This is a genomic window from Janthinobacterium sp. EB271-G4-7A, from assembly GCF_020858075.1.
GTDB classification, from domain to species: Bacteria; Pseudomonadota; Gammaproteobacteria; order Burkholderiales; family Burkholderiaceae_D; genus Janthinobacterium; species Janthinobacterium lividum.
The window spans coordinates 1-24,162 of record NZ_JACYMI010000004.1; the positions used below are offsets into that span (position 1 = coordinate 1).

Here is a 24,162-nt window from a genome sequence, read left to right on the forward strand (position 1 = left end):
TTACCGTGGTCGACGTGGCCGATGGTGCCGACGTTGACGTGCGGCTTGGTCCGTTCGAATTTACCTTTTGCCATTTTGAACTCCTAATGATTTGATTAGATTGCTCAGGCACACGCCCGACGGTCTGGTTTGAATTGCTTCTGTGCTGCCTGCTGCGAATTCTGGTGCCCTTGACGTGGATCGAACACGTGGCCTCTCCCTTACCAAGGGAGTGCTCTACCACTGAGCTACAAGGGCTGTAATTTGTTGCATGCGATGCATCAAGCATCTGAACGGAAACTGGAGCGGGTGAAGGGAATCGAACCCTCGTCGTAAGCTTGGAAGGCTTCTGCTCTACCATTGAGCTACACCCGCGAGGTATCGTTCACTTTATCTTCACTTGCTTTTTGCTACTACCCAGTTTTCCTTGCAAAAACTTGGTGGAGGGGGCTGGATTCGAACCAGCGTACTCATAGAGAACAGATTTACAGTCTGTCGCCTTTAACCACTCGGCCACCCCTCCGCGGGAACCGCAGAGTATGAAGCATCTACTCACAACTGTCAACCTTATTTACTGATGCCTGACTGCTGCATTTGCTTATAAAGAAGAAGTTGGCTGCTTCGGGGCGTGATTATAAGCTCCCGATTTGAGAATGTGCAAGGGTTGGCGCGAAAAAGTCGACTTTTTTCGCATTTTTTTTATCCCCCCTGCCCGCAAGCCGCATTTTCCCGTCACTCACCCCGCATTTTTTCTATTTACCGGGCATCAGGCGGATGCATCCAGGAGTTGCCAAGGGGCTTATATTTGCGCAATAACTGCTGATGCAGGCCCGACAGTACGGGCAATTTGGGGTTGCGCGGGTCCAGGCGGCGCACGCCGGCGATAAACGTCAGCGCCTGCTGGCCCATGCGCTCATCCCAGCCTTCGTGTTCCAGGCACTTCAGCACGGCCACGGCCGCATTGAACACCACTTGCGGATTATCGGGCAGGCGCGTGACGGCTTCGCCCATCAGATCGACGGCGCCACGGAAATCGCCCTCTCCCGCCCTGGCCGCGCCGGCCGCCACCATGTCGGCCACTTCCTGGCGGCTTTGCCGCGCCAATGCCTTGGCCAGCTCTTCGCGCCCCGCCTGTTCGAACACGGCCATGGCGCGCGTCATGGCCGCACTGTCGGGCGCGTTGCGCATGACTTCGCGCATCACCTCGGCGGCGCCATCCTCGCGCCCATGCGCCAGGCAATGGCGCGCCAGTTCCGTTTTCAGCATGTTCGAGCCGCCCACGCTGTGGCGGTTGGCGGCCAGGGCCGCGTCCAGCGATTGCTGCAGGCGCTCCTCATTGCCCGTATGCGCATGCAGCATGGCGCTGCACAGGGCGCTGCACAGTTCCGCATTCTTTTGCCCGCCCATCGACTTGTCGAGGTCGCGGATCACGGCGCCCGCCTGCAGCGGGTCGCCCTTGCGCACCAGGGTCTGCACCAGGCGCACATGGTCTTCCGGGTCGCGGAATTCCGAATACTTGGCCTTGCTGACCACCAATTTGAGGGATTTTTCCGCCATCTCGATATCGTCAGCCGCCAGGGCCGCCTCGCCCAGGCGGCGCAAGCGGCGCACGGCGTGCGGCGACAGGGCCACCGCTTCGCTCAAGGCCGCCTGCGCCAGTTCCGGCTTGCCTTGCGCCAGGTGCGTGCGCGCCAGCCAGTCATACGCATCGAGAAAACGCTTGTTGTTTTCCAGCAGCCCTTCCAGGGTGCCCTGCGCCGCTTCGTACTCGCCCAGCAAAAATTGCGTCTTGGCCTGCCCCAGGCGCGCCCAGCCGATGGACTTGCTCTCATACAGGGCCGCGTAGATCGGCTCGGCGTCGGCCGCCTCGCCCAGCAGCAGGTGCAGTTCCGCGCGCAAGCGCAGGAAATCGGTGGCGTAGCGGGGATACAGGCTGGCGCCCTCGGCGCAGGCGGCAATCGCCGCGCGCTCATTGCCCACGTCGATCAGTTCATACACGGGCACGAAGGCATTGCGCTTGTCCAACGCGCGGCCGATGCGCTCGAGCATGTTGTCAGCGGTGAAGGGCTTGAGGATGTAATCGGTAGGCAACAGCTCGACGGCGCTGACCACCTTGGCGAAGCTGCCTTCGCCCGTGACCATGAAGAACATGGTCGATGCGTGCATCAATTTGTGGTGGCGCAGGTCTTCCAGCATCTGCTGGCCATCCTGCCCGCCATCGAGATCATATTCGCACAGGATCAAGTCATACGATTTGCTGCCCAGCATGCGGATCGCCTGGCCGGAGCTGGCCGCGTCGTCGATCTTCGCCAGGCCGCACAGGTTGAGCATATTGTGCAGGCTGGCGCGCATGCCCGGATGCGGCTCGATGATCAGTGCGCTGAGGCCCTTGAGTTCTTTCATGTCGTGATGTCCGAAAACTCCGCGGCGCGCCACACTGGTGCGTGGCGCCAGCCAGCATGAGGCTGCCGAGTATATGACGGCGCCGCGCGCAAGGGAATGGCGGCGCGCCGAAAAATGCCAACGAAGCGGCTACTCAAGCGACGGCGCGCTCCGGATGCCACAGTTGCGGCTCATGGTCGATCAGTTCCAGCAGCGCCGTCACCACTTCCGGATCGAACTGGCTGCCGCTGCGCTGCTCGATGTACTCGCGCACCTGCGGATACGGCCACGGTTCCTTGTAAGGCCGCTCGTGCAGCAAGGCATCGAAAACGTCGACCACGGCAACGATGCGCGCGGCCACGGGAATATCGCGCCCCTTCAGGCCATGCGGGTAGCCGGCGCCATCGAAGTGTTCGTGGTGGCCACCGGCGATCTGCGCGCCATAGGTCAGATAGCTGACGCCGTCGACCATGTTGGCGGCCCGCTCGAGGATGGTGCGCCCGACGCTGGCATGCAGCTGCATCTGCGCCCGCTCCTCGTCCGTATGCTTGCCCGGCTTGAGCAGCACGGCGTCCGGCGTCGCCACCTTGCCCACGTCGTGCAGGATGCTGGCCAGGCCGATCATGTCGAGCAGCTGCGGCGTCAGCTCATCCGGGTACACGCCGCGCTGCTGCATGCGCCGGGCGATGGCGTCGGACAACAGCTGCACGCGCCGCACGTGGCCGCCCGTGTCGCTGTCGCGGAACTCGGCCAGGTCGGCCAGCGCCACCACGGTCGCTTCCTGCGCCTTGCGCAGCTGGCCGAACATGTACAGGTTGTCGAAGGCGGCGGCGATGCGCTGGCAAAACACTTCCAGCAAGTCGCGCTGGATCTGCGCCAGCGGCCACGGCGGCGTGACGGAGATGGCCAGCTCGCGGTTGCCTTCCGTATGGATGAACAGCACATTGGCCGGATGCTCGAACTGGCTGCGCTTTTCCGCGAACGCCTTGTCGATGGTGGGCGTCAGGGCATGGTCGGCCGGCATGGCTTCCGCCTCGGCCAGCACGGCATACGTGCCCGTGGCGGCCACCACTTCGGGCCGTCCGGCGCCGCCCTGCATCAGGCACAGCACGCCGTCGGCGCCCACGTCGAGGATGGCGCTGACCTGGTTGAGCACGCCGGAAGCGAATTCGCGCAGGGAATGGATCTGGTACAGATTGGTGGCGCCGGCGAGAATCTTGCCCAGGCCGATGCGGCTGCGCTCGAGCATCATCAGGCTCTCGTAGGCGCGCAAGGCCGAGATGACGGTGGTAAACAGCTTTTGCGTCGTCAGTTCCGTCTTGGCCTTGTAATCGTTGATGTCGTATTCGATGATGACGCGCTGCTCGGGCGCCTGGCCCGGCTGGCCCGTGCGCAGCACGACGCGCACGATGGAATTGTTCAGGTCGGCGCGGATGCGCTTGGCGAGGATCAGGCCGGCATCGTCCGTTTCCATCACCACGTCGAGCAGCACCAGCGCGATATCGGGCGTGTCGCGCAGGATGTCGTACGCTTCGCGGCCGCTGTAGGCGGAAAACAGTTCCAGTTCGCGGCCCTTGAAGCTGACATTGCGCAGCGCCAGCCGCGTGACCGCATGCACATCCACGTCATCGTCGACGATCAGGACACGCCACAGGCGCTGGTCGGGCGCGGCCAGCCCGGCAGGACTGGCCACCGGCTCATCTTCGTCGAGCAGCCAGTTATCATCTGCATCGGCTTTGAGGTCGGTCATGAATACTCCTAAGGGATAAGTTCGATGTGGACGCTGCGTTGACGCCTATCAAGCATAATCAGATTAGATGCTGCTTACAACAGGATTCTGCGTAGCGCCGTCTCCGGCGACCGGCGCCGGCGCGGGTAGCGCTGCACCGCTGCGCGTGGCGCCGCCGCAATTGTCCTGGCCTGGCCCGACAGCCTGGTAACGCACTTCGTACTTGCCCGCGCTGAGCTGCTCCACCGTCAGCTTGTCATTGGCCAGGATGTACAGGTAGCGCACATTCGAGCGCCGCTCCTGGTCATACAGCTTGACGAAGACGGGCGCCGCGTTGCTGCTGTTATCGATGGTCAAGCTCAGTTCCTCGCCCTTGTTACCGATCGGAAAGCCATCCACATAGCCCGATTGCGCCGGCCATGGCTCGCCATTCGGCGCCACCAGCGCCGCCGACTCGGCCTGGCTGGCGCCATCGCAGGCGGGACGGCTGGCTTTCAGGCTCAGCTGTGAGACGGCCAGCACGCGGATCTCCGGTGCCTTCGCTTGCGCGGGCTCGGCCGCATACGGCTTGCCCACGGCCCAGCTATCGATAGCCACCGCCTCGTTTTTTGCCGGCGGCGTGGCGACGCCATCCGCCGAAGACGCGTCCGGGTGCGCCCTGGCGCCATCACGGGCCAGGCCGCTCCAGGCCGACGCCAGCGCGGCCGGCATCGGCTGCGAGGTATCGAGCATGAGCAAGGCGCCCAGCCAGCCCAGCAACAGGCAGACAAGCAGACTCAGCCACCAGCGCCAGTTGCGCCAGATGGGCGGCGCCTTGCCCTTCGGCGGCGGCACATCCTGCGCCCAGGCGTGCTCATGCGATTGGGCATGGCCTTTCGCGCGGCCATCGCGGCTCTTGCCTTCCTCGTGGTGGGTGCTTTCCAGCCATTCGATTTCCCACTCCTCGGCGGCGATCCACTCGTCGTGTTCCTTGCGGCGTTGTGGATCGGACAAGGTGCCATAGGCGCTGTTGAGGATCGCCATGATGCGGGCGGCCTTTTCGTCGCCAGGATTCTTGTCCGGATGGTATTTCTGACTGAGGGCTTTGTACGCGGCACGTATGACTTCCTGCGGCGCCAGGCGCGCCACTTTCAGGTTGTCATAGTGTGTATGTATCTTTCCCATCGTTCTATCTTGAAATCGGTGCGCGGCGACGGGTTCTTGCAGGATGGAACCGTGCTGTGTCGGTCATCATATACGATATGACAAGATAATAACCACCGGCGGACAGGAAATTGCAGGGCGGCACTGCCCTGCCTTGATATTGCAGGCGCTTACAAGCGGTGACTGCGGTCACTGGACAACAGGGCTTCCGGCAACTCCACCTGGTGCCCTACCACCAGCACCTTGAACAATTCCCCCATCTCGGCGGGCGACACCAGCTTTTGCACGGCGCTGGCCTGCGGCAAATACGTTTTGACCTGTTCCGGATCGGTACGCAGCAGCAAGTCGCCGATGCCCGCGCCCAGCAGGAAGGACGCCTGGTTCATGTAGGCAAGCACATCGAGACCCGCATCCTGCGCCGCCACCGCCATGGCCGTGAAATCCACGTGGGCCGTGATGTCCTGCAAGCCGGGCAGATAGAACGGTTCCGCGTGGGCGTGGTGGCGGTAATGGCACATCAGGGTGCCCGTGGCGCGCAAGTCCAGGTAATACTCGTGGGCGGGGAAGCCGTAATCGAACAGCAAGGCCGCGCCGCCCTTGCCATTGGTCAGCATGCGCGCCAGCGAGCGCATGAAGCCGCAGGCCACGCCATGGATCTCGCTGACATAGCCGACCGGCAAGTGCTCGGCATCCGGCACCTGGGCGGCGATCTGCGCCGCCACGTCGGCGCCGGCCGGACGTTCGACAAACACGAACTGGCCATCGGCAATGCTGACGTCGAGTTCGCACCAGCCGGCGGGCGTCTTGCTGATCAGGTTGACTGGCATGGCGTCGAGCACTTCATTGCCGAACACGGCGCCTTCGAAACTGTCGGGGAAGCCGTCGAGCCACACTACTTGCGGGAAGCCGGCCAGGGCCAGCTCCTGGCGCGCGCGCAATTCGCCGGACAGTTCGACGATCGCATACTGTTCGATAGGGATGCCGGCATTCGCCGCTTCCGTCAGGATATCGCAGGCCAGCTTGCCCGTACCGGCGCCGAATTCGAGGATGCGCGGGGCCGTTTGCGCCATAATAGCGGCTGCCACATGGGCCAGGGTGGCGCCGAACAGGGGAGAGATTTCCGGCGCGGTTGTAAAATCGCCATCTTTGCCCAGCTTGGCGGCGCCGCCGCTGTAATAGCCGAGGTCAGGCGCATACAGCGCCAGCTCCATGAAGCGGACAAAGGGAATGGCGCCGTCATTGCGCGCGATTTCGGCGGCAATCTGGTGCTGCAAGGCATGGGACGCGGCCAGCGCGTCGCTATCGGGTACGGGAAGAGACATACCGTATTGTAGCGAATCGGCGGCGCGGGCCGCCAGTACCGGCCATGGCAAGCCCGCTCACTCCATATATACAGTAAAGACATGACACCAGCATCGACACTGCCACACAGCACTCCCCGCGTCGCCCTCGTCACGGGCGCGGCGCGCCGCATCGGCCGCGCCATCGCGCTCGGCCTGGCGCGCGACGGCTGGGATATCGCCGTCCACTACCGCGACTCGCGCGACGAGGCGCTCAGCCTGGTGGCGGAAATCACGGCGCTGGGGCGCCGCGCGCAAGCGTTCCCCTGCGACCTGGCGCAGGAAGACGCCGTGCGCCAGCTGTTGCCACAGGCACAGGCGGCGCTGGGCGCCGTGACTTGCGTGGTCAACAACGCATCGTTGTTTGAATACGACAATGCGGGCGATTTTTCTTTCACCGCCCTCGACGCCCACATGCACGCCAACCTGGCCGCCCCCATCCTGCTGGCGCAAGCGCTGTACCAGGCCACCCCGGCAGGCGGGCAAGCCGTGGTCATCAACTTGCTGGATCAAAAACTGTACAATCTCAATCCTGATTTTTTGTCGTACACCCTGTCCAAGGCGGCGCTGCTGTCGGCGACCACCATGCTGGCCCAGGCGCTGGCGCCGAAAGTGCGCGTGGTGGGCATTGCCCCCGGCATCACCATGGTCTCCGGCGAACAGACGGAAGCGAACTTCGCCAAGGCGCATGAAAACACGCCGCTGGGACGCTCCAGCACGCCCGAGGATGTGGCCGACTGCGTCTGTTACGTGGCCGGCGCGCGCGCGCTGACGGGCACGACCCTGCTGGTCGATGGCGGCCAGCATTTGATCGGCTTGCCGCGCGACGTCATGTTTTTGACCAAATAATCAGCAGCCACACCAAACAACCAGCATTCCAGCATCCCCGAAAAGGTAAAACTATGTCGTCCGCCCTGTCCCACCCTCGCCTGGCCGATTGCCGCCGCCTGTTCCTGCGCAATTACGAAGTCCTCATCAACATCGGCGTCTACGACTTCGAGAAAAAGGGCGAGCAGCGCGTCCTCATCAACGTCGACCTGTACATTCCCCTGGCCCTGTCGACGCCGAAGGATGACCAGCTGGAAGAAGTGGTCGACTACGACTTCATGCGCGAAACCATCGCCAGGCGCATGGCGCAAGGCCACGTGCAGCTGCAGGAAAGCCTGGTCGACGACGTGCTCGCGGCCATGCTGGCCCACCCGCGCGTGCGCGCCGCGCGCGTCTCGAGCATGAAACCGGACGTGTATCCCGACTGCGAAGGCGTGGGCGTGGAAGTATTCAAGATCAAGGATGAAGCATGAACAACATGAATGACACTGCCGTACTGGAAACGATGACAGCCGCCGTGGAAGTGCCGGCCAATGTGGAAGCGCAAAAACTGGCGCGCAAGAAGGCGGAAAAGATCGCCCTGGAAAACAACAAGCTGCACAAGCGCTTGTGCCGCCTGGTGGGCCAGGCCATCGGCGATTTCAACATGATCGAAGACGGCGACAAGGTGATGGTGTGCTTGTCCGGCGGCAAGGATAGCTACGCCCTGCTGGACATTCTGATGACCTTGCGCGAACGCGCGCCTATCCATTTTGACATCGTCGCCGTCAACCTGGACCAGAAGCAGCCGAACTTCCCGCCGGAAATCCTGCCCGCCTACCTGACGGAACTAGGCGTGGCCTTCCACATCGAAAACCAGGATACCTACAGCATCGTCAAGCGCCTGATCCCGGAAGGCAAGACCACCTGCTCGCTGTGCTCGCGCCTGCGCCGCGGCATCCTGTACCGCGTGGCCGACGAGCTGGGTGCCAACAAGATCGCCCTGGGCCACCACCGCGACGACATCCTGGAAACCTTCTTCCTGAATATGTTCTTCGGCGGCAAACTGAAAGGCATGCCGGCCAAGCTGCAATCGGACGACGGCAAGCACATCGTCATCCGCCCGATGGCCTATGTGAAGGAAGAAGACACGCAGCGCTATGCGGAAGTCAAGGGCTTCCCCATCATTCCATGCGACCTGTGCGGTTCGCAGGAAAACCTGCAGCGCAAGCAGATCAAGGGCTTGATGCGCGAATGGGACAAGAAATTCCCCGGCCGCGTGGAAAGCATCTTCTCGGCCCTGTCGAACGTGGCGCCATCGCACTTGATGGATCCGAAACTGTTCGGCTTCAAGGATTTGAAGGCGGACGGCGTGGCCAGCCCCATGGGCGACATCGCCTTCGACGAAGAGCCGTGCTCGACGCCGACCACGTTCGGCACCATCGCGCTGCAACAAGCCTGACCGTGCGCACGCCGCGCGACTACTGGATCGCGCAGTGCGCCGGCTGGGGCGCGCTGGCGGCGCTGGGCGTGTACGCCTCCTGGGGCGGCGGACCCAATGCCTATGTCCTGTGGTTCTCGGTCGCCAAGGTCTTCTGCGCGCTGACGGGCCTGGGCCTGTCGCACGGCTGGCGCAATCACCTGCGGCGCCATGGCTGGATCAAGGGAGCGCAAGACAGATTGCCGCTGGCGCGCATCGGCGCCGGCCTGCTGCTGCTCAGCGTGCTGCAAACAGGTGCCGTGCTGCTGGCCGAGCTGCTGTTCCGCAACGGCGCCCTGCTGCAGGACCGCGCCGAACTGCCGGCCACCCTGGCGATCCTGACGGTGCTCTGGTTTATCGTGTTCGCGCTGTGGACGCTGCTGTACACCCTGGCGCTGTCGCGCCGCCACGCCACGCAACTGGCGTTCGACAAGCTGCAGCTGGAAATCCATGTCAAGGACGCAGAACTGCGCGCCTTGCAGGCGCAGGTCAATCCCCACTTTTTCTTCAACAGCATGAACAGCATCCGCGCGCTGATGTTCCAGGACGTGCAGGCGGCGGCGCGCGCCATGAACCAGCTGGCCGCCATGATGCGCCACAATCTGCAGACGGGATTGTCCGACACGGTGCGGCTCGATGCCGAGCTGGCCGCGCTGCAAGCCTATCTCGGCATGGAAAAACTGCGCTTTGAAGAGCGGCTGCAATTGAGTCAGGATATCGCTCCCGGCCTCGACGCCGTGGCGCTGCCGCCGATGCTGCTGCAAACCTTGGTCGAAAACGCCATCAAACATGGCGTCGAACGCAGCACCGGCCCGTGCGCCGTGCGCATCGAGGCGCGCCGGGCCGATGACAGCGTGCTGCTGCGCGTGGCGAACCAGGGCAAGCTGGCAGCCGACAGCGGCTCGACGCGCGTGGGCCTGGCCAATGCCGGCCAGCGTCTGCACCTGCTGTTTGGCGCGGGAGCCACTTGCCGCCTGGCCGAGCAGGACGGCTGGGTCATCGCCACCGTCACACTACCCTGGGAGCAGACATGCGCGTGATGATCATCGACGATGAGCGGCTGGCGCGCGACGAGTTGCGCCGCCTGCTGCGCGAGCATCCATGGGTCAGCGTGGTCGGCGAAGCTGCCAACGTACAGGAAGGCTTGCAGCAGATCGCGGCGCTGGCGCCGGACCTGATTTTCCTCGACGTGCAAATGCCCGATGGCAGCGGCTTCGACCTGCTGGGGGCGCTCGCGCAAGCGCCGGCCGTGATCTTCACCACGGCCTACGACCGCTATGCGCTGCGCGCCTTTGACGTCAGCGCCCTCGATTACCTGCTCAAACCCATCGATCCGCCACGGCTGGCGCAAGCGCTCGAGAAGCGCCGGCCCGCTCCCCGGGAAGGCGGGGCGACGGCCGCCGATGGCAAGGTATTCATCAAGGACGGCGAGCGCTGCTGGTTCGTGGCGCTGGACGACATCGCGCTGTTCGAATCGGAAGGCAATTACACGCGCGTGTATTTCGATAGCCACCGTCCGCTGCTGCTGCGCTCACTGGTGCAGCTCGAAGCGCGGCTGGACGCGGCGAAATTCATGCGCGTCAGCCGCAGCCGCATCGTCAACCTCGCCAGCGTGACGGACATCGCGCCCGCGCCCGCGGGCGGCATGACGCTCACCTTGCACGGCGGCCTGCGCGTGGGCATGTCGCGCCGGCGCGCCATCGTCTTCAGACAGCTCAACCGCCTGTAAGCTGCACGCGCCGGCGGTTGTCCAGCCCATTGCGCTCGATCAGCAGCTGCTCCGGATCCAGCACCGCTTCGCCCGGTGGCGCATCGACCGTCACCGTCACCGATGCGGCGCCGCCGGGCAAGCGGTGCTTGCCGCGATACAGCAGGCGCTGTGGCGCGCCATCGGCAAACACCGCCAGGTCGACCGGCTCATCGTAGGCGCGCGGCGTATCGCGGCCCTTGCCGTCGGCTTCCAGCTTGGCCAGCTGCACTTGCAAGGTCACGTCCCAGCGGCCATCGGCACGGCGCAGCGCACTGGCGCCGGCCAGGCGGTTGTCGTACAGGACGATACGCTCGAACAGGTCGGTGACCAGCTGCTGCTGCGCCGCCGGCGTTTCGGCGCGGATAAAGGACAGCAGGTCGCGGCTGGTCGCATAGGGCGAGCTGCGATAGCGATGCTGCGCCAGGAAGGCTTTCAAGGCGCGGTTCAAGGCCGCCTCGCCGATTTCAGCGCGCAGGCGGTAGAACGCCAGGCTGCCCTTGCGGTATTCGATATACGCCTGGCCCTCGCTGCGGAACAGGGGCAGCTCCCGGCCCTGTTCCCGGCCCCGGCCGGCGAGGTAGGCATCGAGGTCAAAGCGCAGGATGCGCCGCACCTTGTCGGCGCCGAAGCGCTGCTCCACCGCCATCAGCGCCGAATACTCCGCCAGCGATTCCGTCAGCATGCCGCTGCCCTGCACGTTGGCGGCGATGAGCTGGTCGCCCCACCACTGGTGCGCCACTTCATGCGCCGTGACATAGAACACATGGTCGACGCCATCGGGGTCGCGCAGGTCGCTGATAAAACCCAGCGACTCCGAAAACGGGATCAGGCCCGGGAAGCTGCGCGCATACTGCTGGTACAGGGGGAACTCGACGATGCGCAAGTGCCGGTGCGGGTAGGGGCCGAAGTGCGCCGTGTTGTAGGCGAGCGCCTGCTGCGCGCCGGCGACCATGCTGCCGGTATTCCACGCGTGCTTCGCATCGTGGTGGATCTCGATCGCCACATCCTGCCACTGCGCGCGCCGCACCTGCCAGCGGCCGGACTGGAAGGCGAAGAACGGCAGCGCCGGCTGCGCCATGCGGTAGCTGAAATAACGGCGCCCGCCTTGCTGCCAGCTGCCCTCCAGCGTGCCCGGGGCGATCGCCACCTGGTCCGCGCTGGTGGAGATGGTGGTCTGGAAGTCGACCAGGTCGCCATCGATGCCCCACTGCTTCCAATAATTGCTGTAGCGCGCCTGCGGGTCGTCGAGCTTGGGCATGCCATGCGGCGCGCTCAGGCCACGCTGCCGGCGCTCGCCGCTGTCCGCGATCTCCTGCGCCGCGTTGTAGCCCAGGTGCGGGAAATACTGCTCGATGGTGAAATAGCTGCCGTTGTGCTGCACGCCCTCGGACTGGCCGCTGGCCGTAAAGCCCTGCTGGCGCACGGTCACGAGAAACGCAAGATCGAGCGTCGCGCCCGGCGCCAGCGCCTGCGCCAGTTCGATGATGCGCACGCCATGGCGCGCATCGTCGACCAGCACGCGGTGCGCGGGCAGTGCCTGCCAGGTGGTCTGCGCCGCCGTATCCATCTGCAGGTACAGCGTGCGCAGCGGCGTCGCGCCACGATTCTTCACGCGATAGCGGCCGCGTATCGCCGCGCTGCGCTGCGCCGGATACAGGTCGACATTGGCGGCAATCGCCGTGATGCCGGGCTGCGGCAGCGCCAGATACTGGCGATAGCGCCGTTCATGGTCGGCGCGCGCATCGAGCAGCTGCGCGCCGGACTGATAGTGGTTCAGCACATGCATGTTGTAGGCGATCCAGCTGCCGCTGGCGGCAAAGCCGGCCAGGCTCAGGGCCAGGGCCCAGCCGCTGGTGCCGCGCAGGCGCCGCACGCCTTGCGACCAGCGCACGCGCCAGCGGGCCGCGCGCCCCGACGGGCGAAAAGCCTGCGCCACCAGCAGCAGCGCCACCGTGCCCAGCGTCCAGTACAGCGCGAACCACAGCCAGCCGGCCAGCAGGCCGCCATAGCCATTCAAATCCGAGTACACCAGTTCCGGCAGCGAGGCAAAGCGGTACAGAGGATGCTCGAAGCCCAGCGCGGCCAGCAGTGGCTTGAACATCACCAGCAGCAGCGAAAGCGCATACGCGACGTATTTCTGGTTGACGAGTACCTGCAGCGCCAGCATGGCCAGCGCCATCAGCACGAACCAGGCGGCGTTCATCAGCGTGCCTTGCAGATACAGCAGCGGTTCCGGGCGCACGCCGCCCTGGAGCAGCTGTACCGCCAGCGCTGCCAGCACGCCGGCGCCCAGAAACACGGCCACCACGGCGGTCAAGGCACCGCACTTGGCCAGCAGCGGCAGCCAGCCCGGCACGGGCAAGGCGTCCGTCAGGTCGGCGATCTTCGCGTGCCGGTCGCGCCATACCAGTTCGCCGCTGTAGAACATCACGACGATGGCCAGCACAAAGTTCAGGCTGTCGGCCAGTTCGACCAGCATCAGGCGCGTCAGCGGATACGGCACGCTGTCAAAGCGCAAGCCGCCGACGCTGACATTGGCGATGAAGTTGGCCAGCGCCAGCAGCAGCATGACGAGGAAAGGCACGCTTTTCAGCACGCCCATCGTGTCAAAGCGCAGCACATGCCAGAATTGCCGCCATGCCGCTGCCATGCCAAACTGCGGCACGACCGGACGCAGCGCGGGGCCGGCCGCGACGATGGCAACGGGCGCCGCCTGCGCGCGGACGGCACGGCGGAACCAGCCGCGGCCTGCACCGGCGCGCTGCGGCTTGAACAGCCAGATGGTGGCCGCCAGCAGCGCCAGCGACAGCACGCCCCACAGCAGGCGGTTGGCCAGCAGCAGGCCGGCCAGCGGCGGCAGCGCCGTATTCATTTCGGCGCTGGTGAAGTAGCGCGTGGCCAGCGCCAGGGCACGCACGCCAAACGGGTCCAGCAAGGCCGCCGTCATGGCCAGCGCCGGACGTCCGGCCAGCAGGCCGGAGGCCGCCCACAGCACGAAAAACGCCAGCACGCCCACGTACACGAGCAGCATCGAGCGCCCAGCCACGGCCAGCAGCATCAGCAGCGCGGCGACAAACAGCACATTGGGCACGATAAAGACGGCAAAGCTCCACAGATAGGGCAGCGGCGTGACGGGGTTGAGCCGCTCCGGGTCGGCGGCGGAAGTGAGCGAACCGAGCATCATCGCCAGCACCACCAGCACGAATACCAGCAGGCAGGCCGCCAGGCCGGCCAGGAAGCGCCCGCCCAGGTAGTCGCGCTTGCGCATCGGCGTGGCGTACAGCAGATCGGCGATGCCGGCGTCGCTGTCGCGCAGCACGGCGCCGGCGATAAACACGGCCACCAGGAACATGGCAAGCATGCTCAGCACGCCAAGCTGATTGGCGATCACGGCCGGCGCGTTCAGGTGCACATTGCCGATGCCGCCACCGAGGCGGAAGGTCGGGCTGCCGGCCGTCAGAAAGGCACCGACCATCAGGGGCACCGTCATCAGCCACAGCAAGGGCTGGCGCAATTGGTAGCGCAAGTCGAAGCGAAAGAATTCCTGCCACATGCTGTTCTCCTCAGGCCGCCCGCAGTTGCAGGAAGTAGACGTCTTCCAGGTCCGGTTCGACACGGCGGAAGCCGTCATCGGGCTGGCTGTCCGCATACACGTTGATCTGCGTGCGGCCCGCCACCAGGCGGCTCGACAGCACCGTGCAGTGCTGCTGGTACTGCGCCAGTTCGGCATCGCTGACGCTGCGGCGCCAGACGCGGTCCTGCAGGGTGGCGATCGCCGCCTGCGGCGCGCCGTCGATCAGCACGCGCCCCTTGGCGATCATGGCCATGCGGGGGCACAGATTGGTCACGTCTTCGACGATGTGGGTCGACAGGATCACCACCACCTTGTCGCCGATGCGCGCCAGCAGGTTCAGGAAGCGCTGGCGTTCATCGGGGTCCAGGCCGGCGGTCGGTTCGTCGACGATCACCAGGCGCGGCGCGCCCAGCAGCGCCTGGGCGATGCCGAAGCGCTGGCGCATGCCGCCCGAATAGCTGGCGACGGCGCGCTTGCGCGCCTCCCACAGATTGGTCAGCTGCAGCAGCGCCTCGACCGCCTCGCGGCGCTCGCCCCGCTGATGCAGTCCCTTCAAGATGGCAAAGTGATTGAGCAGCTCGACCGCGCTGACCCTGGGATAGACGCCGAAATCCTGCGGCAGGTAGCCGAGCTGGCGCCGCAGCGCCGCCTTGTCGCTGGCGACATCGACGCCGTTGAAATGCATGCTGCCGCTGTCGGGATCCTGCAAGGTGGCAATGGTGCGCATCAGCGAGGACTTGCCGGCGCCATTCGGCCCGAGCAGGCCAAACAGACCGGCGGGAATCTCCAGGCTGACGTTATTGATGGCGTGAACGCCGTTGTCGTAAGTTTTATCGAGCGCTTTGAGCGATAGCATGGCGGGGCTCCAGGAAAGAAGCCCCCAGCCTATCGGCGCACCGCCGCTGCCGCCAGCGACACCACACGAACGGCGCAATGTGCCATGCGAACGGTCGAAAAGCGTGACGAGCGGTGCGGCGACTGGCTATTAAAACTCTTCCCAGTCATCGCCGGCTGCCGCCTTGGCTGGCGCCAGCGTCCTTGGCAGCACGGCGGCGCTGCGCACGGCAACGCGCGGGCGCGGTGCTGCCGGCGCAGGACGCGCGGCTGCCGGCTGTGGCGCCGGACGGCGCAGCAAGCCTGGCTGATCGCGCAGCTTGAATACGCTGACCACTTGCGCCAGGCCGTTCGCCTGCTCTTGCAGCGAACCGGCGGCGGCCGCCGCCTCTTCCACCAGGGCCGCATTCTGCTGGGTCACCTGGTCCATCTGGGTAATCGCCTGGTTGACTTGCCCGATGCCGTGCGTCTGTTCCTGGCTGGCGCTGGAAATCTCGCCGATGATGTCGGTCACGCGCTTGACGCTGGACACCACTTCATCCATTGTCGCGCCGGCCTGGTCGACCAGCTTAGCCCCCACGCCCACCTTGCTGACGGAATCGTCGATCAAGCCCTTGATTTCCTTGGCCGCCGCGGCCGAACGCTGCGCCAGGTTGCGCACTTCGCCGGCCACGACCGCAAAACCGCGCCCCTGCTCGCCAGCCCGCGCCGCTTCCACGGCCGCATTGAGCGCCAGGATATTCGTCTGGAAGGCGATGCCGTCGATCACGCTGATGATGTCGACGATCTTGCGCGACGACTCGTTGATCGACCCCATGGTCGCCACCACTTCGGCCACCACCGAGCCGCCGCGGCTGGCGATGCCGGCCGCCGCGATGGCCAGCTGGTTGGCCTGGCGCGCGTTATCCGCGTTCTGCCTGACGGTGCTGGTCAGCTCTTCCATCGACGAAGCCGTTTCTTCCAGCGAACCGGCCTGCTGTTCCGTGCGCGACGACAGGTCCAGGTTGCCGGCCGCGATTTCCGACGATGCCGTGGCGATACTGTCCGTGCCGCTGCGCACCTGGCTGACGATGCTGACCAGATTGTTGTTCATATTGCCCAGGGCGGTGAGCAACGCCCCCGTTTCATCCTTCGCCGTCGTGGCGACGGTCTGCGTCAGGTCGCCGGCGGCCACCGTTTCGGCCAGCGCCAGCGCCTGGCGCAGCGGACGCGTGATGCCCGTCGTCAGCAGCCACGAGCACAACACGCCGAATGCCACGGCGAACAGCGTCAGCAGGCTGATGACGGTGGTGTCATGCACGGCGGAAGCGTCGATCTGCTTGGCCGTCGCATCGATGCTTTCGCGCTGCAAGGTCACCAGTTCCTGCAGTAAATCCTGGTACACCTTGGCGGCCGGGGTAAATGCGGTGTCGAGAATTTTCGCCGCGCCTTCCACGTCGCCATCGGCCTTGGCCTTGACGGCCCCGTCGCGCGAGGCGCTGTACACCTTGCGCTGCTCGAGGATCTTGGCAAACAGGGCTTTTTCCTTGTCCCCCACGACGAGCGGCTCGATCTGCTTGAGCAATTCGGCCGCCTTCTTCACGGACGCGGCCGAGTCTTCCTTGAAATACGGTCCCAGCGCCGGGTCACTGCTCTTGACGATGGCGGCCGTGCGACGGATCGAGGCAAAGTTCAAGCCATACCAGTCGGTAATCAGGCGTTCCTTGGTCAGCGGTTCGGCCATCATGGCCCGCGTCGACGTCGCCACCTCATTGAGGCGCCACACGCCCACTGTAGCGATCAGAACGGTCATTGCCAGGATCAGGACAAAGCCGATGCTCAGGCGCTTGCCGATCTTGATATTTGCGATAAAGCCCATGGTGTCTTTTCTCTCAATAAATGCATCGAAGATATATTTAATTCCATATGGAATTTTTTGCATTGCAGATTATACATTGTTGAAATATATGTAGCTGATTTATTGATTTTGAGAAATGTTTCTGTTAAGTTAAAAATCTCCTCCGCAACTACAGGCGCGCCGCGCTTGTCCGCCCGCCTGTTTCTCAAAGAAATCTATGAAACTTTCCGCATTGCCCCTGAAGAAAATCACCTTTGCCGCCGTCCTCGCCTGTGCCGGCAGCGCCCACGGCGCGGCCCTGCCGCCCGCCATCGCGGCCCAGCTCGCAGCCAATTACCCGGCCGTGGAAAGCCTGTACCTGGACTTGCACCGCCACCCGGAACTGGCGTTCCAGGAAGTCGAGACGGCAAAAAAACTGGCCGAGAAGGTCAAGGCGCTCGGTTTTGACGTGACCACCGGCGTCGGCGGCACGGGCGTCGTCGCCATCCTGCGCAACGGCCCCGGTCCCGTCGTCATGCTGCGCACGGAAATCGATGCGCTGCCGGTGCTGGAAAAGACCGGCCTGCCGTTTGCCAGCAGCGTGGTGACGAAAAACGCGGCCGGTGAAAGCGTGCCGGTGATGCATGCCTGCGGCCACGACGTGCACATGTCGGCCTGGTATGGCAGCGCCAAGCTGATGGCCGACAACCGCCAGCACTGGAGCGGCACCCTGATGCTGGTGGGCCAGCCGGCCGAAGAACCGCTGCTGGGCGCGGCCGCCATGCTGAAGGACGGCCTGTTCACGCGCTTCCCGAAACCGGACTATGCCCTGTCCTTCCACGATGAAGCGACGCTGCCATCGGGCACGGTGGGCTACCACGCCGGCTACTTCCGCGCCGCCGCCGACACCATCAGCATCACCGTGTATGGCCAGGGCGGCCACGGCGCCGCACCGCACGACACGCGCGACCCCGTCGTGATGGCCGCGCGCATCGTGCTGGCACTGCAAACGCTGGTCTCGCGCGAAAACAATCCGATGGACCCCGTCGTCATCACGGTGGGCAGCATCCATGGCGGCACGCAGGCCAACATCGTGCCCGACCAGGTCACCATGCAACTGACGGTGCGTACCTTCAAGGATGCCGTGCGCAAGCGCGTGCTGGCCAGCATCGCGCGTGAAGTCAAGGGCGAAGCGTTTGCCGCCGGCGCGCCGAAAGAGCCTCTGGTGGAGATTCGTCCCGGCACGGACGCCGTCTACAACGACCCGGACCTGACCCTGCGCATGGTGTCTACCTTGCAAAAATCGCTGGGCGCGGCCAACGTGACGGAAATGCCGGCCAAGATGACGTCGGAAGACTTCGCCAACTACGGCCAGGCCGGCGTGAAAGCCGTGCTGCTGCATATCGGCGCAGTGGAGCCAGGCAAGCTGGCGGCGGCCAAGGCCAGCGGCAAACCGCTGGCCGGCCCGCACTCGCCGCAATGGGCACCCGAGTACCAGCCGACCATCAAGGCGGCGATCACGGCGGAAACGTCGATCCTGCTCGATTTGCTGGGCAAGAAGCAGTAATCAGGCAGTGCGCGGGGAAGCTGCTTTTCCCCGCTCCCCTCCCTTCGTCCGAAATGCTTTCCTTCATCCCCCTGCTGCAGTAAGCTCGTTGTCTGCCGCCACGTTCGTGCCGGCACCCCTTGCAACCAGACCATGAATGGATACTGTATGCCGACAACCGCGCTCAAACGCCCCGTACTGACCCTGCTGGCCCTCGGCTTTGCCATCTCCACCGCCTTCGCCGCGCCGGCTCCCACCGACCGGCAAGCCGACCGCTGGGATTTGACGGCGCTGTATCAAAACGATGCCGCGTTCGACGCCGACGCGAAAAAGCTGTCGGCCCAGTTGCAGCAACTGGGCGCCTGCAAAGGGCAGCTGAAAGCCTCGCCGGCCCGCCTGAAAAGCTGCCTGGACCTGTACGCCGATGCGCGCAAGCGCGTCAACACGCTCACCACCTATGCGGCGCAGTACTACGACCAGGATACGGGCGACAGCAAGGGCAACCAGCTGAACCAGCGCGCCGCCCTGCTGGGCAACGATTTCTCCCAGGCGACGACCTTTCTGCAGCCGGAAATCCTTGCCCTGGGCAGCCAGCGCATCGATGCCATGCTGGCGAAGGACAAGGGCTTGCAGCTGTACCGTTTTCAATTGAGCAACATGCTGCGCAGCGCGCCGCATACGCTCGACGCGGCTGGCGAGCAGCTGGTGGCGCAGTTTGGCCTGGCAACAAGCTCGGCCGCCAGCGTCTACCGCACCCTGGCCAATGCGGAAATCCCGTGGCCGACCGTCACACTGTCGGACGGTACACAAGTGCGCCTCGACCAGGCGGCCTACACGAAATACCGCGACGATGACAAACGTGCCGACCGCAAGCTGGTGTTCGACGCCTTCTTCGGCAAGTGGAAGGAATATGAACGCACGTTCGGCGAAACCCTGTACGGCCAGCTGAAGACGGATGCCGCGTATGCGAAGGTGCGCCGCTATGCCGACTCGCAAAGCGCGGCGCTCGACGCCGACCATCTGCCGCCAGCCGTCTACCAGACCCTGATCGCGCAAACCAACGCCAACCTGCCCACCTTGCATCGCTACTTCAAGCTGCGCGCGCGCATGCTGGGCGTCAAGGACCTCGCGTATTACGACATCTATGCGCCGCTGCTGAAAAGCGACCGCACCTTCCCGCTGGCCGACGGCAAGCAAATGATGCTAGCCTCCGTCGCGCCGCTGGGGCCCGACTATGTGAAGGCGCTCACCGCCGCCGTGGACGCGCGCTGGATGGATGTGTATCCGCGCCCGCGCAAGGTGGCGGGCGCGTACATGAATGGCGACGCGTACGACGTGCATCCGTTCGTGCTCCTCAACTACACGGACAATTACGAAGCCGTCAGCACCCTGACGCACGAATGGGGCCACGCCATGCACTCGGTGCTGGCCAACAAGGCGCAGCCATCGATCTATGCACCGTACAGCATCTTTGTGGCGGAAATCGCCTCGACGACGAACGAGGCGCTGCTGCTCGATGCGCGCCTGAAGCAGGCCAAGGATGACGACGAGCGCCTGTTGTACCTGGGCGCGGCGCTGGAAAACCTGCGCGGCACCTTCTTCCGCCAAGCCATGTTTGCCGAATTCGAGGCGGCCATCCACGGCAAGGTGGACAAGGGAGAATCGCTGACGGGCGAAGAGATCACGGCCATCTATGCCGGCATCCTCAAGCGCTACCACGGCGAAGCGCAGGGCGTCATGACCATCGATCCCGCCTACGCGCTGGAATGGGCCTACGTACCGCATTTTTATCACGGCTTCTACGTGTTCCAGTACGCCACCTCGATCGCGGCAGCGCAGGATTTCGCGCAGCGCATCCTCGACAAGGAACCGGGCGCGCTGGCCGCCTACCTGAAGATGCTCGGCGCGGGCGGCTCGGCCTATCCGTATGAACTGGTGAAGGCGGCCGGCGTCGACCTGGCGTCACCGAAACCGTACCAGGCGCTGGTGGCGCGCATGAACGGCATCATGGACCAGATCGAGGCGATTGAGAGCAAACGGGGCAAATAAAGCAGAGGCCAAACGTAGGTCGGCTTAGCGCAAAGCGCGTAAGCCGACAGCACCAGCAACGCCAACACGATGTCGGATTACGCGGTTCCCGCTAATCCGACCTACCGTTCTCCGCTTCCGCCGCCGCAAACGCCGCCGCATCGCTCTCGAACATGTCTTCCAGTTCCTCGCGCGCCTGGCGCGTGAGGGACATGACTTTTTGCTGGTCCTGGAAGTGCGGCGCCACTTCCAGCAGGGTTTTCAGGTTATGCCGGCCAAAGATGCCGGCCGCGCGCTGCGCCCGCTCCGGGCTGAAGCCCACCTGCTGCAAGGTCTGTTCCCCCAGCAGCAGCGCCGCCGCGAACGTTTCGCGCTCGATCAGGGTCACGCCCCGCTTCATCAATTCATAGTAATGCGTGACGTTGCGCGCGCGCGCCAGTATCGTCAGTTCGGGCAGGCGCAGGCGCACGGCGTCGACCAGGGCCAGGCTGTCATCCACGTTGTCGATGGCGATCACCAGCGCCCTGGCCTTCTCGATGCCGGCCGCCACCAGCAGATCCACGCGCGTGGCGTCGCCATAGAACACCTTGAAGCCGAACTTGCGCAGCAGCTCGATCTGGTCCGGGTCGTGGTCCAGCACCGTCACGCCGATTTTATTGGCCGCCAGCAGGCGGCCGATGATCTGGCCGAAGCGGCCGAAACCGGCGATGACGATGGGGTTGTCCTGCGCCTCGATATGGTCGTCGGGGCGGCGCTTCTTTTCGCCTTGCAGGCGCGGCGCGACGAATTTATCGTGCGCCAGCAGCAGCAAGGGCGTGGCCACCATCGACAGGGTCACCACCACGACCAGCAGCGCGGCTGTCTCCGGCGCAAACACGTGCGCGGCCTCGGCGGCGGCAAACACGACGAAGGCGAATTCGCCCCCTTGTGACAGCAGCAGCGCAAAGAACAGCTGCTGGCCGCGGGGAATGTCGACAAACTTCGACAGCAGGTACAGCAAGGCGATCTTGACCGCCAGCAGCCCCGCCACCAGGGCCAGGATCAGCAGGGGCTGGGCGCGCAGCACGCCGAAATCGACGGACATGCCGACGGCGATGAAAAACAGGCCCAGCAGCAGTCCCTTGAACGGCTCCAGGTCGGAAATGAGTTCATGGCGGTATTCGGAATCGGCCAGCAGCACGCCCGCCATGAAGGTACCCAGCGCCATCGACAAGCCCACCGATTCCATCAGCACGCAAATGGCGATCACCAGCAGCAGGGCGAAGGCCGTGAAGATTTCGCGCAAGTCCGTCCTGGCGATGAAGCGCAGGATGGGGTTCACCAGGAAGCGCCCGCCGATCACCAAGGCGGCAAGCACGGCGGCCAGCTTGGCCACGCGCAGCCAGCCCGGCTCACCGCTATGCGTGACCAGGCCGCCCAGCAGCGGCACCAGCGCGATCATGGGAATGGCGGCGATATCCTGGAACAGCAAAATGGAAAAGCCCGCGGAACCGGCCGGCGTCGTCATCAGCTTGCGTTCGCCCAGGGTGGCCAGCACGATGGCCGTCGACGACAGCGACAGTCCCAGCGCGCCCACCAGCGCGGTGCGCCAGTCCACGCCAAAGGCCATGGCCACGGCGCACAAGCCCGCGCTGACGACACCCACCTGCGCCCCGCCCCAGCCAAAAATCGGACGGCGCAGCAGCCACAATCGTTTGGGTTCCAGCTCCAGGCCGATCAGGAACAGCAGCAGCACCACGCCGAACTCGGAAAAGCTGAGGATCACCTCGACATTCTTGATCAGGCCCAGGCCCCAGGGACCGATAACGACGCCGGCCACCAGATAACCCAGCACGGCGCCCATGCCCAGGCGCTTGGCCAGCGGCACCATGATGATGGCGGCAACCAGGTAAAACAGTATGTTGATGAGAAAGCTATGGTGTTCCATGCGGATTCCGGGCAGATGTGTGGATGAAACGACATCATGCCTGAAGTGGCGCGCCGGCGTGAAACGGCCGCGGCGCCTGGCGACGCAAATCGGGTATCAGGGCTGCGGTACGTCGATGCGCGCGCGTAGTTCGTCGACATTCACGCGCTGGAGGTAGCTTTCGATATTTTTCCACACGGCGTGGTAGCCGTAACCGCCATTTTTCAGCTCGTCGATCGCCTTCTCGCGCGGCCAACCCTGGTACAGCATGCGGTACATGGCGGCCATCATGCCCGTGCGGTCGGCGCCGTGCAGGCAGTGCAGCAGCACGGGGCCGTCCTGCCCCGCGGCGCGGATGGCACGCATGGTGTCGATCACGTGCTTGTCGCGGATAGCCCAGGTATTGATGGGAATGCGGACGGCGCGGATGCCGCTGCCATCGAGCACCTGCGTATCGGAGTGGAAGGAGCGCAGGCTGATCACCGTCTTCACGCCCAGCGCCTGCAGCTGGGCCACGTCGGCGCTGTCAAGCCTGGCGCTGCGGTACAGGACGGGCGTGACCTGGTGCAGGTTCGACACCTGCGGCAGCGGCGTGGCCCAGTCCGGATGGCGTGGCGGCGATGGCTGCGCCCCGGCCGGCGCGGCGGCCAGCCCCAGGGCGAGCGTCAAAAGTACTGCATGCAACATCATGGTGTCCTTGTTATTGACGAATGGCGCCAGCGCGCAGCACCTGCGCCAGCACGTCCAAAGCGGCGCGCGGACGGCCCAGGGCCAGCGCTTTCGCGCGCATGGCGTGCAACTGTTCAGGATGATCGAGCAGCAGGCGCACGCGATATTCCAGGGTGACGGCATCGAATGCCTTCAGGGCCACGCCCTGCTCCAGCAGATAGTCGGCATTGCGCTCTTCCTGCCCCGGAATCGGCGAGTTGACGATCATGGGCAAGCCCAGGGCCAGGCATTCCGAGGTGGTCAGCCCGCCCGGCTTGGTGATCACCAGGTCGGCGCACGCCATCAGGCGCTCGACTTCGCTGGTAAAGCCTTGCGCCAGCAGGCGGCCCGGATACTGGCCGGCCAGTGCCTGCAGCGCCGCCAGCGCGGCGGCGTTTTTCCCCGCCAGTACGATCAGCTGGAAGTCGCCCGGCAACGCCAGCAGGCGCGCGGCGACCGTTTCAAGGCTGCCCAGTCCCGCCCCGCCGCCCATCAGCAGGATCGTCGTGCGCTGCGGGTCGAGGCCAAACGCCTGCGCGCACGACACGCGTTCGGGTAGCTGCGCAAACGCGGGCATGATGGGGATGCCCGTCACGTGGATGCGTTCGGCGGGGATGCCTTCGTGGCGCATGCGGAACGCCACTTCGTCGGTGGCGGCGAAATATCCCTGCATCTGTTCATGCACCCACATGCGGTGCAAGTCGAAATCCGTGACCTGCACCCACACGGGGCAAGCCAGCTGCTGCTGGCGCAGCGCGCGCGACAGCAGTTCGGCCGGCAGGAAATGCGTGCAGATGATGGCGTCTGGCTGGAAGGCGGCGATCTGCGCCATCAGCGCGCGCGTGTTGAGGCGCTCGATGCCACGACGCAGGCGCTGCATGGTGCTGTCGCGCGGCGCATCGTGGGTGGCGTGATACAGATAGCCCCACAGCGCGGGGGCCTTGTTGACCAGCTTGATATAGAAATCCGTGTACAGCTTGCGAAATGCCGGCGTGACGAAGTCCATCACGTCGAGATGCAGGGCCAGCGCCGCAGGGCCTGCGCCGCCATCGCGCGCCGCATACGCCTCGATGGCTTGCGCCGCGCGCATGTGGCCGGCGCCGGCCGAGACGCTCAGGAGAAGAATTTTTTTTGTCATGA

17 protein-coding genes, 3 tRNA genes and 1 pseudogene are annotated in these 24,162 nt (G+C 64.8%); 7 read left to right on the forward strand and 14 right to left on the reverse strand.

Annotation, left to right across the window (positions count from 1 at the left end):
- The 8 genes and pseudogenes from IGS58_RS22880 to IGS58_RS22915 form a co-directional block, all read right to left on the reverse strand.
- Window positions 1-74 (reverse strand): annotated as a pseudogene (locus IGS58_RS22880) (GTP-binding protein); the annotation flags it as partial.
- A gap of 88 nt (window positions 75-162) precedes the next feature.
- A tRNA-Thr gene (locus tag IGS58_RS22885) sits at window positions 163-237 on the reverse strand.
- Between the two features lie 43 nt (window positions 238-280).
- Window positions 281-354 (reverse strand) — tRNA-Gly (locus IGS58_RS22890).
- Between the two features lie 63 nt (window positions 355-417).
- Window positions 418-502, reverse strand: a tRNA-Tyr gene (locus IGS58_RS22895).
- A gap of 233 nt (window positions 503-735) precedes the next feature.
- Window positions 736-2,382: a tetratricopeptide repeat-containing response regulator gene (locus tag IGS58_RS22900; RefSeq protein ID WP_034753121.1), complete on the reverse strand. Its 1,647-nt coding sequence runs from the start codon at window positions 2,380-2,382 to the stop codon at window positions 736-738.
- A 133-nt stretch (window positions 2,383-2,515) separates the two neighbouring features.
- On the reverse strand, window positions 2,516-4,111 hold the full coding sequence (locus IGS58_RS22905) for a DUF3369 domain-containing protein (RefSeq protein ID WP_070258612.1): 1,596 nt from the start codon (window positions 4,109-4,111) through the stop codon (window positions 2,516-2,518).
- Window positions 4,112-4,174: 63 nt separating this feature from the next.
- A complete protein-coding gene (locus IGS58_RS22910) occupies window positions 4,175-5,254 on the reverse strand; it encodes a J domain-containing protein (RefSeq protein WP_230522789.1) in 1,080 nt (359 codons plus the stop codon).
- Between the two features lie 149 nt (window positions 5,255-5,403).
- On the reverse strand, window positions 5,404-6,555 hold the full coding sequence (locus tag IGS58_RS22915) for a class I SAM-dependent methyltransferase (protein ID WP_230522790.1): 1,152 nt from the start codon (window positions 6,553-6,555) through the stop codon (window positions 5,404-5,406).
- 81 nt (window positions 6,556-6,636) lie between these two features.
- Between IGS58_RS22915 and IGS58_RS22920 the strand changes: the two genes are divergently transcribed.
- From IGS58_RS22920 to IGS58_RS22940, 5 genes are read left to right on the forward strand one after another with little or no spacing between them, the layout of a single operon-like run.
- Complete coding sequence (locus tag IGS58_RS22920) at window positions 6,637-7,422, forward strand: SDR family oxidoreductase (protein WP_070258608.1); 786 nt, start codon at window positions 6,637-6,639, stop codon at window positions 7,420-7,422.
- Between the two features lie 53 nt (window positions 7,423-7,475).
- Window positions 7,476-7,874: a dihydroneopterin aldolase gene (locus IGS58_RS22925; RefSeq protein ID WP_034783508.1), complete on the forward strand. Its 399-nt coding sequence runs from the start codon at window positions 7,476-7,478 to the stop codon at window positions 7,872-7,874.
- A gap of 32 nt (window positions 7,875-7,906) precedes the next feature.
- Entirely contained in the window at window positions 7,907-8,842 is a 936-nt protein-coding gene (gene ttcA, locus IGS58_RS22930) for a tRNA 2-thiocytidine(32) synthetase TtcA (RefSeq protein ID WP_070258652.1), read from the forward strand.
- Window positions 8,794-9,900 (forward strand): sensor histidine kinase, encoded by a 1,107-nt coding sequence (locus tag IGS58_RS22935; RefSeq protein ID WP_230522791.1) that lies wholly within the window; start codon window positions 8,794-8,796, stop codon window positions 9,898-9,900. Before ttcA ends, IGS58_RS22935 begins: the two co-directional genes overlap by 49 nt.
- On the forward strand, window positions 9,891-10,589 hold the full coding sequence (locus IGS58_RS22940; RefSeq protein WP_230522792.1) for a LytR/AlgR family response regulator transcription factor: 699 nt from the start codon (window positions 9,891-9,893) through the stop codon (window positions 10,587-10,589). Before IGS58_RS22935 ends, IGS58_RS22940 begins: the two co-directional genes overlap by 10 nt.
- Here the strand turns inward: IGS58_RS22940 and IGS58_RS22945 are convergent.
- The 3 genes from IGS58_RS22945 to IGS58_RS22955 all read right to left on the reverse strand — a co-directional run bounded on the left by IGS58_RS22945 (window position 10,576) and on the right by IGS58_RS22955 (window position 16,876).
- Window positions 10,576-14,163 (reverse strand): ABC transporter permease/M1 family aminopeptidase, encoded by a 3,588-nt coding sequence (locus IGS58_RS22945; RefSeq protein WP_230522793.1) that lies wholly within the window; start codon window positions 14,161-14,163, stop codon window positions 10,576-10,578. The two genes, IGS58_RS22940 and IGS58_RS22945, sit on opposite strands and share 14 nt — an antisense overlap.
- A gap of 10 nt (window positions 14,164-14,173) precedes the next feature.
- On the reverse strand, window positions 14,174-15,040 hold the full coding sequence (locus tag IGS58_RS22950; protein ID WP_070258604.1) for an ABC transporter ATP-binding protein: 867 nt from the start codon (window positions 15,038-15,040) through the stop codon (window positions 14,174-14,176).
- A 129-nt stretch (window positions 15,041-15,169) separates the two neighbouring features.
- A complete protein-coding gene (locus IGS58_RS22955; protein ID WP_230522794.1) occupies window positions 15,170-16,876 on the reverse strand; it encodes a methyl-accepting chemotaxis protein in 1,707 nt (568 codons plus the stop codon).
- 196 nt (window positions 16,877-17,072) lie between these two features.
- Here IGS58_RS22955 and IGS58_RS22960 point away from each other — a divergent pair, with 196 nt between their 5' ends.
- The gene (locus IGS58_RS22960; RefSeq protein ID WP_070258600.1) at window positions 17,073-18,401 is read left to right on the forward strand and encodes an amidohydrolase; all 1,329 of its coding nucleotides are present in this window, start codon (window positions 17,073-17,075) and stop codon (window positions 18,399-18,401) included.
- A gap of 147 nt (window positions 18,402-18,548) precedes the next feature.
- Complete coding sequence (gene pepF, locus IGS58_RS22965) at window positions 18,549-20,429, forward strand: oligoendopeptidase F (protein ID WP_230522795.1); 1,881 nt, start codon at window positions 18,549-18,551, stop codon at window positions 20,427-20,429.
- Between the two features lie 91 nt (window positions 20,430-20,520).
- Here pepF and kefC read toward each other — a convergent pair whose 3' ends face one another.
- From kefC to IGS58_RS22980, 3 genes are all read right to left on the reverse strand, one after another.
- Window positions 20,521-22,335, reverse strand: coding sequence for a glutathione-regulated potassium-efflux system protein KefC (gene kefC, locus IGS58_RS22970; RefSeq protein ID WP_230522796.1), 1,815 nt, complete (start codon window positions 22,333-22,335; stop codon window positions 20,521-20,523).
- A gap of 96 nt (window positions 22,336-22,431) precedes the next feature.
- Window positions 22,432-23,004 carry a dual specificity protein phosphatase family protein gene (locus IGS58_RS22975; protein WP_230522797.1) on the reverse strand — a complete coding sequence of 191 codons (573 nt, stop codon included), beginning with the start codon at window positions 23,002-23,004 and terminating at the stop codon, window positions 22,432-22,434.
- 10 nt (window positions 23,005-23,014) lie between these two features.
- Complete coding sequence (locus IGS58_RS22980; protein ID WP_230522798.1) at window positions 23,015-24,160, reverse strand: MGDG synthase family glycosyltransferase; 1,146 nt, start codon at window positions 24,158-24,160, stop codon at window positions 23,015-23,017.
- Window positions 24,161-24,162: the final 2 nt, after the last annotated feature.

Excerpts from the sequence above, each read along its gene's own strand:
- IGS58_RS22925 (WP_034783508.1), top strand. The coding sequence starts at position 7,476 with ATGTCGTCCGCCCTGTCCCACCCTCGCCTGGCCGATTGCCGCCGCCTG.
- IGS58_RS22940 (WP_230522792.1), top strand. The coding sequence starts at position 9,891 with ATGCGCGTGATGATCATCGACGATGAGCGGCTGGCGCGCGACGAGTTG.
- pepF (WP_230522795.1), top strand. The coding sequence starts at position 18,549 with ATGCCGACAACCGCGCTCAAACGCCCCGTACTGACCCTGCTGGCCCTC.
- ttcA (WP_070258652.1), top strand. The coding sequence starts at position 7,907 with ATGACAGCCGCCGTGGAAGTGCCGGCCAATGTGGAAGCGCAAAAACTG.
- IGS58_RS22955 (WP_230522794.1), bottom strand. The coding sequence starts at position 16,876 with ATGGGCTTTATCGCAAATATCAAGATCGGCAAGCGCCTGAGCATCGGC.
- IGS58_RS22945 (WP_230522793.1), bottom strand. The coding sequence starts at position 14,163 with ATGTGGCAGGAATTCTTTCGCTTCGACTTGCGCTACCAATTGCGCCAG.
- IGS58_RS22905 (WP_070258612.1), bottom strand. The coding sequence starts at position 4,111 with ATGACCGACCTCAAAGCCGATGCAGATGATAACTGGCTGCTCGACGAA.
- kefC (WP_230522796.1), bottom strand. The coding sequence starts at position 22,335 with ATGGAACACCATAGCTTTCTCATCAACATACTGTTTTACCTGGTTGCC.
- IGS58_RS22975 (WP_230522797.1), bottom strand. The coding sequence starts at position 23,004 with ATGATGTTGCATGCAGTACTTTTGACGCTCGCCCTGGGGCTGGCCGCC.
- IGS58_RS22920 (WP_070258608.1), top strand. The coding sequence starts at position 6,637 with ATGACACCAGCATCGACACTGCCACACAGCACTCCCCGCGTCGCCCTC.
- IGS58_RS22910 (WP_230522789.1), bottom strand. The coding sequence starts at position 5,254 with ATGGGAAAGATACATACACACTATGACAACCTGAAAGTGGCGCGCCTG.
- IGS58_RS22980 (WP_230522798.1), bottom strand. The coding sequence starts at position 24,160 with ATGACAAAAAAAATTCTTCTCCTGAGCGTCTCGGCCGGCGCCGGCCAC.
- IGS58_RS22950 (WP_070258604.1), bottom strand. The coding sequence starts at position 15,040 with ATGCTATCGCTCAAAGCGCTCGATAAAACTTACGACAACGGCGTTCAC.
- IGS58_RS22900 (WP_034753121.1), bottom strand. The coding sequence starts at position 2,382 with ATGAAAGAACTCAAGGGCCTCAGCGCACTGATCATCGAGCCGCATCCG.
- IGS58_RS22960 (WP_070258600.1), top strand. The coding sequence starts at position 17,073 with ATGAAACTTTCCGCATTGCCCCTGAAGAAAATCACCTTTGCCGCCGTC.
- IGS58_RS22915 (WP_230522790.1), bottom strand. The coding sequence starts at position 6,555 with ATGTCTCTTCCCGTACCCGATAGCGACGCGCTGGCCGCGTCCCATGCC.